The organism is Microbacterium sp. HMH0099 (genome assembly GCF_049384025.1).
Classification (GTDB): domain Bacteria; phylum Actinomycetota; class Actinomycetes; order Actinomycetales; family Microbacteriaceae; genus Microbacterium.
The window spans coordinates 34909-48297 of sequence record NZ_JBMRJR010000006.1; the positions used below are offsets into that span (position 1 = coordinate 34909).

General features: G+C 70.2%; 9 protein-coding genes. 3 read left to right on the forward strand and 6 right to left on the reverse strand.

Annotated features, from left to right (window positions below):
- Nucleotides 1–77: 77 nt before the first annotated feature.
- On the reverse strand, nt 78–1424 hold the full coding sequence (locus ACO03V_RS14065) for a multidrug effflux MFS transporter (RefSeq protein WP_367733569.1): 1347 nt from the start codon (nt 1422–1424) through the stop codon (nt 78–80).
- Nucleotides 1425–1703: 279 nt separating this feature from the next.
- Between ACO03V_RS14065 and ACO03V_RS14070 the strand changes: the two genes are divergently transcribed.
- Nucleotides 1704–2411, forward strand: coding sequence for a DUF3105 domain-containing protein (locus ACO03V_RS14070; protein WP_367733568.1), 708 nt, complete (start codon nt 1704–1706; stop codon nt 2409–2411).
- Nucleotides 2411–3079 carry a DUF305 domain-containing protein gene (locus ACO03V_RS14075; protein WP_367733567.1) on the forward strand — a complete coding sequence of 223 codons (669 nt, stop codon included), beginning with the start codon at nt 2411–2413 and terminating at the stop codon, nt 3077–3079. Before ACO03V_RS14070 ends, ACO03V_RS14075 begins: the two co-directional genes overlap by 1 nt.
- 71 nt (nt 3080–3150) lie before the next feature.
- On the opposite strand, the gene ACO03V_RS14080 is transcribed toward ACO03V_RS14075, so the two are convergent.
- The 3 genes from ACO03V_RS14080 to ACO03V_RS14090 form a co-directional block, all read right to left on the reverse strand.
- A complete protein-coding gene (locus ACO03V_RS14080) occupies nt 3151–4122 on the reverse strand; it encodes a carbohydrate ABC transporter permease (protein ID WP_367733566.1) in 972 nt (323 codons plus the stop codon).
- A complete protein-coding gene (locus tag ACO03V_RS14085; RefSeq protein WP_367733565.1) occupies nt 4122–5255 on the reverse strand; it encodes a carbohydrate ABC transporter permease in 1134 nt (377 codons plus the stop codon). Before ACO03V_RS14085 ends, ACO03V_RS14080 begins: the two co-directional genes overlap by 1 nt.
- An 85-nt stretch (nt 5256–5340) precedes the next feature.
- Nucleotides 5341–6669, reverse strand: a complete 1329-nt coding sequence (locus ACO03V_RS14090) for an ABC transporter substrate-binding protein (protein WP_367733564.1) — start codon at nt 6667–6669, stop codon at nt 5341–5343.
- Between the two features lie 239 nt (nt 6670–6908).
- Between ACO03V_RS14090 and ACO03V_RS14095 the strand changes: the two genes are divergently transcribed.
- On the forward strand, nt 6909–7916 hold the full coding sequence (locus ACO03V_RS14095) for a LacI family DNA-binding transcriptional regulator (RefSeq protein ID WP_367733563.1): 1008 nt from the start codon (nt 6909–6911) through the stop codon (nt 7914–7916).
- 90 nt (nt 7917–8006) lie between these two features.
- On the opposite strand, the gene ACO03V_RS14100 is transcribed toward ACO03V_RS14095, so the two are convergent.
- Nucleotides 8007–12740 (reverse strand): ExeM/NucH family extracellular endonuclease, encoded by a 4734-nt coding sequence (locus ACO03V_RS14100; RefSeq protein WP_423138020.1) that lies wholly within the window; start codon nt 12738–12740, stop codon nt 8007–8009.
- 245 nt (nt 12741–12985) lie between these two features.
- The gene (rplL, locus tag ACO03V_RS14105; protein ID WP_055956082.1) at nt 12986–13372 is read right to left on the reverse strand and encodes a 50S ribosomal protein L7/L12; all 387 of its coding nucleotides are present in this window, start codon (nt 13370–13372) and stop codon (nt 12986–12988) included.
- Nucleotides 13373–13389 lie beyond the last annotated feature (17 nt).

The window sequence follows — 13389 nt, forward strand, 5'->3', positions numbered from 1 at the left end:
CTGGCGGGCGGGAGACGTCAGCGGAACACCGACGGCCGGTCTGCTACTGTTCGCGGCCGTCGGTCTGCGCCCGCAGGTCAGGGGGCGAGGCGCTCGACGGTGCGCGGACGGACGAGCGTCCAGAGCGAGACGACGCCGATCGCGGCGCAGCCGACCATGACGGAGGCCATCGTCGTGGCCGTGATGCCGGACCCGCCCGAGAGCAGGCCCACGACGGGCGAGATGATGCCCGCGACGCCGAAGTTGGCCGCGCCGATAATCGACTGCGCGGTGCCGGCGGCCTTGCCGTGCCGGTCGAGGGCCAGCACCTGGGCGCAAGGGAAGGTGAAGCCGCAGGCGGTCATGAAGACGAACAGCGGGACGATCGTCCCCCACAGCCCGAGGCCGAGCTGGTCGGTGAGCACGATCGCGCCGCCCGCCAGCACGAGCACCGAGGTGGACACCGCCAGCACCCACTGGGGGCCGAAGCGCGCCGCGAGACGCGCGGCCACCTGCACGCCGACGACGACGCCGACCGAGTTGGCGGCGAAGAGGATGCCGTACTGCTGGGCGTCGAAGCCGTAGCTGACCTGGAAGAGGAACGAGGATGCCGACAGGTACGAGAACAGCCCGCTGAAGGTCATGCCGCCGATGATGAGCACGCCGATGAAGACGCGGTCGCGGAACACACTGGCGTAGCGCTGCCAGATGGTCGTGGACCCGTGCGCCTGCCGGCGGGCCGGCGGCAGCGTCTCGGGCACGAAGAGGATCGCCGAGACGAGCATGATCACGCCGTACGCGGCGAGCACCCAGAAGATGCCCCGCCACGGCATGATCAGCAGCAGGCCCGAGCCGGCGAGCGGCGCGAGGACCGGCGCGACGCCTGAGACGAGGGCCAGGCGCGACAGCATCACGACGAGCCGGCGGCCGCCGAACAGGTCGCGGACGATCGCCGCGGCGACGACACCGCCGGCCGCGGCGCCGGCGCCCATGAGCACGCGGGCGATCGACAGCGTCTCGAGCGTGGGGGCCAGGGCGGCGAAGGCGCTGGCGAAGACGTGCAGCGCCGTCACGGACAGCAGCGGGATGCGTCGCCCCACCTTGTCGCTGAGCGGTCCGACGATGAGCTGGCCGAGCGCGAAGCCGATCATGGTGCCGGTCAGCGTGAGCTGGATCGCGGCCGCGGAGGTCTGGAAGTCGGCCTCGAGCACCGGGAACGCCGGCAGGTAGAGGTCGATCGTGAACGGGCCCAGCGCCGTGAGCGCGCCCAACAGCACGATGTAGAGGATGCGGCGGCGGTTCGGGATGGCATCCCCGGGGTGGAGGACGACGGGCGCCGTCGCGGGGTTCGCGCCGAGGGTCCGGATGGCGTCCGTGGCGGGGCGACGGTCGGCCCCGCGGGCGGCGGAGGAGGGGATCACGGGAGTGGAGGCAGTATCGAGCACGCGCGTCAATTCGTTTCGCAACACGGACAGCCCGGAGGACCGGGCTGGAGATTCGGGGGGAGCATCGAACCTCGAATCGATTCGACATCGTTCATCCTAGCGTGTGGCCCTGCGCGGCTCCATGCCCGTCTCCCGCAGGGACGGGCCGGAATGCGGCGGCGACGGACGGAGTTCGCTCGCGGTTTCCTCCCAGGACCCATCACGATTCACCCGCCTAGGCTGGGGATGTCGGCGGCTGCCGATGTGTCCCGCCCCCTCAGAGAAGACAGCACACACCGCATGACCACTCCCTCCGACAAGCGTGCGAGCGGCAACCCCGCGACGCAGGCCAAGATCGAGCTCTCCCAGAAGCAGCAGCGCGAGCAGAAGCGCCAGGAGAAGCTGGCCGAATACCAGAAGCAGATCGCCCGCCGTAAGCGCAGCAAGCTCGTGTGGTGGGTCGTGGGATCCACCGCCGGCGTCGCCGTCATCGCGCTCGTCGTGGCGTCCTTCGTCTTCGCGCCCGAGCCCGCTCCGACGTACGAGGCGCAGAACAGCACCGGCGAGGTGCCCGACGGCGTGCAGACGTTCGAGAACCGCTCCGACCACGTGCAGGGCACCGTGGACTACGAGCAGAACCCGCCCGCCGGCGGGCCGCACAACCCGTACTGGCTGAACTGCGGCATCTACACCGAGCCCCAGCAGAACGAGTACGCCGTGCACTCGATGGAGCACGGCGCGATCTGGGTGACCTACGACCCCGCCCGCGTCGACGAGGCGGGCCTCGACACCCTTAAGGCCGTCCTGCCCTCGAGCTACGTCATCCTCTCGCCGTACTCCGACATGGACACCCCCATCGCCGTGAGCGGCTGGAACCACCAGCTCAAGGTCGACGACCCCGCCGACCCGCGCATCGCGGACTTCTTCACCGAGTTCTGGCGCAGCCAGAACGTCCCCGAGCCGCAGGCCGCGTGCTCCGGCGCGATCGACGGTCCGGGCAAGGCCTGATGACCGACGCCCCGGTCGCCCGGCCGGCGGTCCGGTGGATCGTCGCGGCCGTCGCCGTCTTCGCCGTGGTGGCCGTGGCCTTCGCGATCGGACGCTTCACCGCGTTCGGCGCGACGGCCGCGCCCGCCCGGCCGAGCACGACGTCGGCGGACGCGGGCTTCGCCCGTGACATGCAGGTGCACCACACGCAGGCCGTGCTGATGGCGATGGAGATCTACCGCAAGACCTCGGACGACGAGCTCCGCGCCCTCTCCTACGACATCGCGACGGCGCAGTCCGGCCAGCGCGGCGAGATGTTCGGCTGGCTCGTCGAATGGGGCCTCCCCCAGACCTCCCCGCAGCCGCTCATGACGTGGATGGAGGCGTCCGGCGAGCACAGTCACGGCGACACCGCCGCGCTGTCGCAGGACGAGCTCATGGCCGAGATGGGCATGGCGACGGATGCCGAGATCGCGCAGCTCCAGGAGGCGGAGGGCCGCCCCGCCGACTGCCTCTTCCTCGACCTCATGATCCGCCACCACCAGGGCGCGATCCCGATGGCCCAGGCGGTCATCGAGCTGGGCGACGAGCCGCGGGTCGCGGAGGTCGCGCAGACCATCGTCACCGGTCAGTCGGCCGAGCTCGACGCGATGCAGGACATCCGCACGCGTCTGTCCTGCGGCGGCTGACCCGCCTCTCCCCCACGCACGAGAGGGGGCGGCATCCCCCCACGGATGCCGCCCCCTTCGTCGTGAGCGCGTCAGCCCTTCGTCGACCCCGCCAGGAGGCCGCGGACGAAGAAGCGCTGCAGCGCGATGAACACCGTGAGCGGGATGACGATCGCGATGAACGCGCCCGCCGTCAGCAGGTACCAGTCCTGACCGCGGCTGCCGGTCATCTCCGCCAGGAGCTTGGTGATCGGAGCGACGTTGCCGTCGGCGAAGATCAGCGCCACGAGCAGGTCGTTCCAGACCCACAGGAACTGGAAGATGGCGACGGATGCCACGGCGGGCATCGTCAGCGGCAGGATGACGCGGAAGAAGATCTGCCCGTGCCCGGCGCCGTCCACGCGCGCCGCCTCGATGACGTCCCGCGGGATCTCGGACATGAAGTTGTGCAGCAGGAAGATCACCAGCGGCAGGGCGAAGATCGTGTGCGCGACCCACACCTGGGCGTAACCGGCCTGACCGATGCCCTGGATGACGGGGATCCCGAAGATCGTGCCGCCCGAGAACAGCTGGAGCAGCGGGATCAGAGCCATCTGGATCGGGACGATCTGGAGGGCGAACACGAGGATGAACAGGATGTTCCGTCCGCGGAACTCCATCCAGGCGAAGGCGTAGGACGCGAGCAGCGCGATCGAGATCGGGATGATCGTGGCCGGGACCGTGATCGCGATCGAGTTCACGAACGCGCCCGCCATGTTCAGCTGGCTGTTGCCGGCCTGCAGGGCGGTGCCGTAGTTCTCGAGCGTGAAGCCCCAGTTCTGGAAGACGGTCCACCAGCCGGTGCTCTGGATGAGCTGCTGCGGGCGGAACGACGACAGGAACAGGCCGAACGTCGGCAGCGTCCACAGCACCGCGATGACGAGCGCGGCGATGGTCGCGCCGCGGGAGCTCAGACGCTTCTTGGCGCCCGAGGCCACGCTCTGCTCGGCCTTGCGCTCCCCGCGGGTGAGCTGCGTCTTGGTGGCGTCGTCGACGGGCAGGTCGATGGGGGCGACGGCGGACATCAGCGGACCTCCTGTTGCTTGCGCAGCTGCACCGCGTTGTAGATGACCAGCGGCAGGACGAGCACGAACAGCACGACGGCGAACGCCGCCGCCCGTCCCTGCTCGAAGCTGCGCAGCTGCGTGTACATCTCGTTCGCGATGACGGACGTGTTGTTGGTACCGGCCGTCATGGTGCGCACGATGTCGAACACCTTGAGGGACGCGATGGCGATCGTGGTGAGGACCACGACGAGGGAACCTCGGATGCCGGGGACGACGACGTTCAGGAAGCGCTGCCACGCGTTGGTGCCGTCGAGCTCCGCGGCCTCCAGCTGCTCGGTCGGCACGCCCTTGATGGCGGCCGAGAGGACGACCATGGCGAAACCGGTCTGCACCCAGATGAGCACCACGATGAGGAACAGCGTGTTCCACGGCTCCACGGCCAGGAAGTTCACGGGCTGCCCGCCGAGCCACACGATGACCTGGTTCAGGAAGCCGATCTGCTCCTGACCCGCGGGGCGGGAGGTGTACATGAAGCGCCAGATGATGGACGCGCCGACGAACGAGATCGCCATCGGGAGGAACACGAGGATCTTGTAGTACTTCTCCCCGCGCGCCTTGTCGATGAAGTAGGCGTAGGCCAGACCGGCGACGGTCGAGACGATGGGCGTGACGACCACCCAGACGATCGTGTTGAGCACGACGCGCAGGCCCTGCGGCTGCGTGAAGATCCAGACGAAGTTGTCCAGGCCCACGAAGGTGTCGCCGCCGCGGTCGAAGAACGCCTGACCCGTGGTCTGGACCGCCGGAACGATGAGCCCGACCACGAGGAGCAGGATCGCCGGGGCGAGGAACGCCACCAGCTGGAACAGCGAGCCGGCGCCCTTGCGGGCCCGCATGTCGAGGAGGAAGAAGCCGAGGCCGACGAAAGCGGCGGCGATGATGGCCCACTGGTAGGACTGGAGGAGCCACAGGACAAGGGCCGGGGTCACGACGCAGGCCGCGAGCCGGGCGATCGTGTAGCCGCGCCCGCGACGCGGGGCGATCTCCACGAGGAAGAGGATGAGACCCACGACCGCCAGGAAGACGCCGATGATGATCGGGATCTCCAGGAACGGCGAGAGGGTGCTCAGCCATTGCAGGAATTCGCGCATGATGAACCTTTCGACTGCGCCGACGGACTGCGAGGGAGCCGACGGGGCCGCCCCTCCGGAGAGGGGCGGCCCCGCGGCATCCAGGTCAGCTGGAGGGCCAGCCGGCCTCGATCTGCTCGAGCACGGTCGCGGTGGGCGTGCCGTTCACGAACGCGTTCATGCCGGACCAGAAGGTTCCCGCGCCGACGGCGGAGGGCATCAGGTCGGAGGCGTCGAAGCGGAACGTCGTCGACGGGTCCTGCAGGATCGTGATGGCCTGCTGCAGGATCGCGCTGTCGGCGTTCTCGGGGTCGAGTCCGGTGTTGGCGGAGATGACGCCGCCCAGCGAGACGCGCGAGTTGGCCCATTCGGGGCTGGAGAGGTACTCCTGCACCTTCTGGGTCGCCTCGTCGTCGCTGAACGCGCCGACGATCTCGCCACCGCCGGTGACGACGTCACCCGAGGCGCCGGCCTCGAACGGCGGGGTGAGGAAGGCCCAGATGTCGCCGTCCTCGGCCACGGTGCCGCCCGCGTCGGTGATGAAGCCGTCGTAGAAGGAGGCCTGGTGGTGCAGGGCGCACTGGCCCTCGACGAGCGCGGTCGCCGGGTCGCCGAAGGGCGTCGTGACGATCGTGTCGACGCCGCCGAAGCCCGCGTTGACGTAGTCGGGGTTGAGGGCGATCTTGCCGAACTCGTCGAACGCCGAGGCGATCTGCGGGTCGGTGAAGGGGATCTCGTTCTCGACCCACTGGTCGTAGACGTCGGCGCCCGATTGACGCAGGACGATGTCCTCGATCCAGTCGGTGCCCGGCCAGCCGGTCGCTGCGTCGGAGCCGAAGCCGATGCACCACGGGGGCGTGTTGGTGGTCTGCTGGATCTGCGCGGTGAGGTCGAGCAGGCCCTGCCAGTCGGTCGGGACCGTCCAGCCGTTCTCCTCGAACTGCTTCGGGGAGTACCAGACCCAGCCCTTGACGCTCGCCATGAGCGGGGCGCCGTACTGGGTGCCCTCGTACTGCCCGTAGCCGGCCCAATCCTCGGACCAGTACTCGCTGACGTTGTTCTGGACGGCCTCCGGCGCCTCCTTCAGGAAGCCCTGCGCGGCCATGTCGCGCATCAGACCCGGCTGCGGGAAGATCGCGATGTCGGGGGCGTTGCCACCCTGCGCACGGACGGCGATCTGCGCCTCGAACTCCTTCGACGCCTCGTACTGGATGTCGATGTCGTTCTCTTCTTCCCAGTCGGCCCAGGACTGCTCCAGCAGTTCGGCCTCGGTGTCCGAGATCGTTCCATAGACGGTGACGACGTTGGAGTCGCCCCCGCCGTCTCCGCCTCCGCTGCTGGCGCCGGGTCCCCCCGAGCATCCGGCCAAAGCGATGCCGGCAACGCCGGCCAGGGCAAGCGGCGCCAGAAGGCGACGACGCTGTGTCATGCCCATGTGGTCCTCCTCATCGAGTCACTGTCGGTGCATCAGTTCCTCTCGGGAACCGATTCCAGGTAACCGTAAGGGACATCTCACAATCCCGCAACATCGATATATCACGAAGCGATAACGCCGCGTATTTCTGCGGGAAGACGCACATTTTGGCGACGACAACCGGTTCCAGGTTTGCGGCGTGTGGGTTATCGTTCTTCCGTGTCGACATCGCAGTCGGCAGCAGCACCGAGGAAGACACCATGAGCGGAATAGCCGATGTGGCACGCCTGGCGGGCGTGTCCAAGTCGACGGCGAGCCGTGCCCTCACCGGCGGCGGCTACGTCTCCGACGGCACGCGCCGACGCGTCACCGATGCCGCGGCATCCCTGGGCTACGTCCCGACCACGAGCGCCGTGAGCCTGGCCACCGGTCGCACGCGCACGATCGCCCTGATCGTCCCCAAGGTCAACCGGTGGTACTTCGGCGCCATCGTGGAGGGCGTCGAGCGCTCCCTCATCCCCCACGGCTACGACCTCACGCTCTACGTCGCGGAGCCCGGCTCCCGCGACCGCGAGAGCCTCTACTCCACCTACCTGGCCCGCAAGCGCTTCGACGGCATCATCGCGGTGGCCCTCGAGCCCGACGACAGCGACCTCGAACGCCTCGTCGCGATCGACAAGCCGACGGTGAGCATCGGCAACGCGCTCGGCGACATCGCCACGCTCGGCCTCGACAACGTCGCCATCACCCGCATCATCACCGAGCACCTCATCACGCTCGGGCACACCGACATCGCGTTCGTGGGCAGCACCCCCCCGACGGACGCGCCGGCGCGCGACGTCGACGAGCGCTCCATCGGCTATCGCAACGCGATGAACGACAACGGCCTCGCCGTGCGGATCCGCGCCGTCCCCTCGACCCTGACGATCACCGACGCCTACGCCGCGGCGGCGTCCTTCCTCGCCGACGCCGCGAACCGCCCGACGGGCATCGTCGCGGCCTGCGACGAGGTCGCCATCGGCGTCATCATCGCGGCGCGGCGGCTCGGCATCTCCGTCCCGACCCAGCTCAGCGTGGTCGGCATCGACGGTCACGACTACGCGGAGATGTTCGCACTGACGACCATCGAGCAGTACCCGCGCGACCAGGGCACGGCGGCCGCGGGCCTGCTCATCTCCATGATCGAGGGCGTCGCCGCCCCGCTGCGCACCCCCGCGGCCACGCGGCTGGTGGTCCGCGCCTCGACCGCTCCCCCGCGGTCCGTCTGACCGGGCCGGCCCCGTCGAGAACCTCCACGGGCCCGGAAAGGGAAGGACCCCGGATGCCATGGCATCCGGGGTCCTCCTCGTCGTCAGTCGTCAGTCGGCACGACGAGCCGCGCTGCGACGGGCGATCACGCCCAGGCCGATCATCAGCATCGCCGCGAGGGCGGCGCCGCCGATCCAGCCGGCGTCGGCACCCGTCACCGGGAGCAGACCCGAGCCGGAGCCGGAGCCGGTGCCAGTGCCGGTGCCGGTGCCGGCGCCCGCACCCGAACCGGAGCCCGAACCGGTGCCCGAGCCGGTGCCCGGGTCGACGACGCTCGGCGCCGCCGTCAGGACGGGGACGGTGAGCGTCGTGCCGGACGGCTGCGCGAGCAGGTCGAGCTCGAACGCCTCCGGTGCGTCCGCGGCGATCGGCACGGTCACCGTCGCCGCACCGCCCGTGACGGGCACCTCGAGGGCGACGGCCGCGGCCGTCGTCGCGGGGGCCGCGGTGGGCGAGGCGGAGGCGAGGGTCCCCAGCTGGTCGGCCGGCGACGCCGTCGCGGACAGCGAGGCCGGGGCCACGGGCGTGGCGGTCTCGACCGTCAGCGACGTGTTCGCCGGGGCGCCGAGCGACGTGAGGTCGAGGTTCGACACCGTGAACGTCAGGTCGGTGCCGCGCTCGACCGGGGCGGTCGGAGCCTGGACCTGCACCGCGCGGGCGGTGAAGTCCGGGGTCAGGCCGGGGTTCGCCTCGAGGTAGGCGATCCAGGCGTCGCGGTCGATGAGCCCCGAGTCGCGGGTGTCGGAACCGTCGCGGAACGCGGTGAACGCGTCGCCGCCCTGCAGCAGGAAGCTGAACGAGCCGACGCGGTACTCGGCGGCCGGGTCGACGGACTCGCCGTCGATCCAGATCCCCGTGATGCGCTCGCCCGCCGGACGGGCGGCATCGTAGGTGACGCGCACGTTCTCGGACACGCCGAGGGCGAGGTCGCGGTCGCGACCGGCCGCGGCGCCCCACTGCTGCTCGAACACCCGACGCAGCTCGTCGCCGGTCAGCGTCGTCGTCCACAGGTTGTTGACGAAGGGCAGCACCGCGTTGGCCTCGGCCCGCGTGATCACCCCGTCCGTCCCGTAGAGGAGCTCCGCACGCAGACCACCGGGGTTCACGATGGCGATCTCGGCGCCCCCGCGATCGGGGTCGGCGAGGGTCTCCCGCAGGGCGTCGGCGACGAGACCGCCGAGGGCGGACTGCTTCGACCGGTCGTCGCGCTGACCGCCGGCGTAGCGGCCGTCGACGTACGCCCCGCCCCGGAAGGCGGTGGTGATGTCGGCGGTGACCGAGCCCACGGGCTCCGCGCCGACCCGGTCGGCCTCGGCCCGGGCGAGGGCCACGATCTCCGCGACCTCCGCGACACGGGGGTACGTCGCGATCAGCTCGGCGTCCAGCGCCGCACTGTTCGCCGCGGTCGCGGCCGGGTCGTTCGCCACGACCGCCGAGGCGAGTCGGGCGACGTTGCGCGCGCTGTAGTCCACGACCTCGCCGTTGTCCCGGTCGACGGTCAGGACGACCTGGCCGATGTTCTCGCCGTAGCTGCCGGTCTGGACGATCGGACGGGTGCCCTCGCCACCGGGGATGGGGGCGTCCCACGCGTACTTCTGGTGCGTGTGCCCGGTGAAGATGGCATCCACGGCGGGGTCGGTCTCGTTCACGATCGTCGCGAATGCGCCGCCGCGGGCCAGGGCCTGCTCGAGCGTCGCCGCCGTCGCATCGCCCTCGGCCGCACCCTCGTGGTACTGGGCGACGATGATGTCGACCTCGTCCTCGATCTCGGCGACGACGCGGTTGACCTCGGCGACCGGCTCGCGGAACTCGATGCCCTCGATGCCGCCCGGGGAGACCAGCTGCGCGGTCTCCCGGGTCACGGCGCCGACGACGCCGATGCGGACGCCGTCGACCTCGAAGATCGCGAACTCGTCGAGGAGCGGCTCGCCGTCCTTGTACACGTTCGCCGCGAGGTACGGGAAGTCCGCGGACGCCGACACGCGACCGGTGAGGTCCTCCGCGCCCTTGTCGAACTCGTGGTTGCCCACGGCCGAGGCGGCCAGGTCCAGCGCGTTCAGCACCTCGATGGTCGGCTCGTCGTCGAAGTACGCCGAGGCGAAGAGCGACGCGCCGATGTTGTCGCCGTTGGAGAGGAAGAGGGAGTTGGCATCCCCGTACTCCGCCCGCAACTGCTCGATCGTCCCCGCGAACTTGACCGTGTTGGCGTCGATACGACCGTGGAAGTCGTTGATGCCGAGCAGGTTGACGTCGGTGGTGTTGGCCAGGTTCAGGCCGACGATCACCGGGTCGTGATCGCTGGAGCGGTAGGGCGTCGTGTCGTACAGGTCGGTGACGTTGTAGTTGTACCGGCTGTACTCGAGGGCGGTCGACTCACCCGCGTTGATGTTCCAGATGTCGGCGCCGGTCACGATGGCCTGCGCGTCCGCGGAGGCGAGCACGTGGTCCAGCGAGCCGGACAGACCGGAGAACGAGTAGGAGAATTTGCCGGACTGCTCGCCGAGGCTGGCGTAGCCCGCCTCGTAGAGCACCTGCATCGGGTCCTCCTGCGTGTAGGAGTTGAAGTCGCCGAGCAGGAACGACAGCTCGGTGCCGTACTTCGTCTCCATGTCGTCGGCGAACGCCGCCAGCGCGGTGGCCTGGGAGACGCGGGACGCGTTCGACGCGCCCTGGCCGTCGCCCTGGTCCGCGTCGGCGCCCGAGCCGGAGCCCTTCGACTTGAAGTGGTTCACGATCGCGACGAAGGTCTCCTCCGCGCCGCCGTCGACGGGCACGAAGGCCTGCGCGAGCGGCTGCCGGGCGTTCGAGAACGCCGCGGCATCCAGGATCGTGCTCTCGCCGACGGTTTCGACGACCGCCTTCTTGTAGATGAACGCGGTGCGGATGACGTCCTCGGATGCCGGGACCTGCGCGGGCGAGGGCACGAACGCCCACACCTCGGAGCCGGCGCCGGTGTTCAGGGCGGTCACCAGCGTCTGCAGGGCCGCGTCGCGGTTCTTGCCGTACGCCGCGGAGTTCTCGATCTCCTCGAGGGAGACGACGTCGGCGCCGAGGGCGTTGATCGCGGAGACGATCTTGTCCTGCTGACGCTTCAGGCTCTCGGCCGTCGCCGCGCCGCGCGGACCGGTGCCCGAGCAGTTCGCGGTGATGGGCGTTCCCGCACGGTCCTTGTACGAGCCGGTGCAGCCGACCTCGGCGGGGAGCGTCGTGAAGTAGTTGAGGACGTTGAAGCTGGCGATCTTGACGTCGCCGCCCACCTCGGCCGGGGCCGCGGTGCGGGTGTTCTCGAAGGTCGCGGGCTGCGCGGTGGCCGCGTCGGCCCCGGTCAGCACCTGCGTCGGCTGGAAGCCCCACTTCTCGAAGCGGTAGTCGAGGACGACCGGCTGGGTGAACGTGACCGCCGCTCCGACGCGCACGGGCGCGGTCCGCGAGAGGTACGGCAGCGGCACCGTGGTGGCGCTGGAGAAGTTCGTCGTCGCGCCGTCGTCGAGGAGCACCGCGCGGGCGGCGTTGTCGGCGACGACGGTGGCGTACTCCGCCGTGCCGGGACGGGCGACCTCGGTCGGCTGGATCAGCGGGGTGGTGCCCGCGGCCAGGCCGACGCTGCCGAACCGGTTGGTGTCGTAGGTGTTGGTGACGGTGAAGTCGCCCTCGGGTGCGAGCAGCATGCTCTCGAGGCTGCGGCGCTGCGCCTCCCCGGCGGGCCACTCGACCGCGGCCGGGGTGACGGGGTCGGCGGTCTCGGTGAGGACGGCGACGTCCGCCGCGCTCGCGCTGATCTGCGTGAGTCCGTAGTAGTCGCCGACGGTGCCGGTCACCTCGACGTGCTGACCGACCGAGACCGCGGCGGCGGCGGCTCCGCCGAACACGAAGATGCCGTCCGACGCGGTGTGGGTGGCGAGGTCGAGCTCACCGCCGGTGCCGGCGGTCTGCAGCGAGAACCCGTTGAAGCCGCCGGTCGGGTAGGTGGCGGTGACGATGCCGCGAGTGGTGACCCGCTGACCGGCGAGGGGGCTGACCGTCCCGGTGCCCTGGATGTCGCGGATGGCCGTCACGGTGCCGGGCTGCGGCTCGGGCTCGGGCTCGGGCTCCGGCTCCGGCTCGGGCTCCGTCGGGGCGCCGCCCGTCGAGGACTGCGGCGTGACCGTGGTGGCGGTGGTGAAGTCCGACGCGTTGTCGTCGTTGTCCGCGAAACCGGTGCGCACGAGCGCGTTCGGCACGCTGTTGCCGCCCGTCACGGTCGCGGCGGCGGTCTCGAAGCTGACGCCCGCGCCGTAACCGAGGAGGTCGGCGACCTGCGGGTTGTTCACCACGGAGCCGGCCGGCAGGGCCAGGCGCTCGGTGGTCTTGGCGAGCCAGAGCTGTCCCGTCGTGCCCGAGGGGTTCAGGCTGCCGGACACGTCCGGGGTCGGAAGGGCCTCGCCGACGGCGCCGTTGCCGGGCAGGGCGATGAGGTAGTACGCGCCCGCGGCGATCGATCCGGTCAGGGCGAGCGTGTTGGACGCGGTCGGGGCGTCCGTGCTCCCGGCCGAGCGGTACTGCAGCGACCATCCGCTGAGATCCTGCGTCGTCGCGCCCGAGTTGTAGAGCTCGACGAACTTCTGGTTGAACGGCGCGTTGGCGCTGCCGCCCTTGAAGTAGGCCTCGTTGATCACCACCCCGGACGGGTCGGCCGCGACGGCGGCGGTGGGGACGAGGACGGAGCCGAGAAGAGCGGCTCCGAGGGCGGCGCTGAGCGTCGTCGTGAGACGACGCGAGCGCAGCCGCGAGTGCACGGTGGGCATGAGTCTCCTGCGAGACCGACGTACGGCGACGTCGGCGGGGGGTGTTCGACGGGGGTACCCATCGACCGTAAACGACTCGCATAGCGTTTTCCCAGGTCGAATGTTGCGATCAGATGAACTTCCGTCTGCGCGAGGGTGACACCCGGTCCCACTCCGACCCGCGGTGCGGCGGGGACGACGAAGGCCCGGATGCCATGGCATCCGGGCCTTCGTTTATCGCGTTGCCGCGACCGCGTGAAGCGTGATTACTTCAGGGTCACCGTGGCGCCGGCGCCCTCGAGGGCCTCCTTGGCCTTCTCGGCGGTCTCCTTGTTCGCGCCCTCGAGCACGGCCTTGGGGGCACCGTCGACGACGGCTTTGGCCTCGCCGAGGCCGAGCGAGGTGAGCTCGCGGACGACCTTGATGACCTGGATCTTCTTGTCGCCGGCGGCCTCGAGGACGACGTCGAACGAGTCCTTCTCCTCGACCTCTTCGGCGGGGGCGGCGCCACCGGCGGCGGGGCCGGCCACGGCCACGGGGGCGGCGGCGGTGACGTCGAAGGTCTCCTCGAACGCCTTGACGAACTCGGACAGCTCGATAAGCGTGAGCTCCTTGAACGCGTCGAGCAGCTCTTCGGTGCTGAGCTTAGCCATGTTGTATCTCCTTGATC

Bases quoted from the DNA above. Each gene is read 5' to 3' on its own strand.
- ACO03V_RS14090 (WP_367733564.1), bottom strand. From the start codon at position 6,669: ATGGGCATGACACAGCGTCGTCGCCTTCTGGCGCCGCTTGCCCTGGCC.
- rplL (WP_055956082.1), bottom strand. From the start codon at position 13,372: ATGGCTAAGCTCAGCACCGAAGAGCTGCTCGACGCGTTCAAGGAGCTC.
- ACO03V_RS14075 (WP_367733567.1), top strand. From the start codon at position 2,411: ATGACCGACGCCCCGGTCGCCCGGCCGGCGGTCCGGTGGATCGTCGCG.
- ACO03V_RS14095 (WP_367733563.1), top strand. From the start codon at position 6,909: ATGAGCGGAATAGCCGATGTGGCACGCCTGGCGGGCGTGTCCAAGTCG.
- ACO03V_RS14070 (WP_367733568.1), top strand. From the start codon at position 1,704: ATGACCACTCCCTCCGACAAGCGTGCGAGCGGCAACCCCGCGACGCAG.
- ACO03V_RS14080 (WP_367733566.1), bottom strand. From the start codon at position 4,122: ATGTCCGCCGTCGCCCCCATCGACCTGCCCGTCGACGACGCCACCAAG.
- ACO03V_RS14085 (WP_367733565.1), bottom strand. From the start codon at position 5,255: ATGCGCGAATTCCTGCAATGGCTGAGCACCCTCTCGCCGTTCCTGGAG.
- ACO03V_RS14100 (WP_423138020.1), bottom strand. From the start codon at position 12,740: ATGCCCACCGTGCACTCGCGGCTGCGCTCGCGTCGTCTCACGACGACG.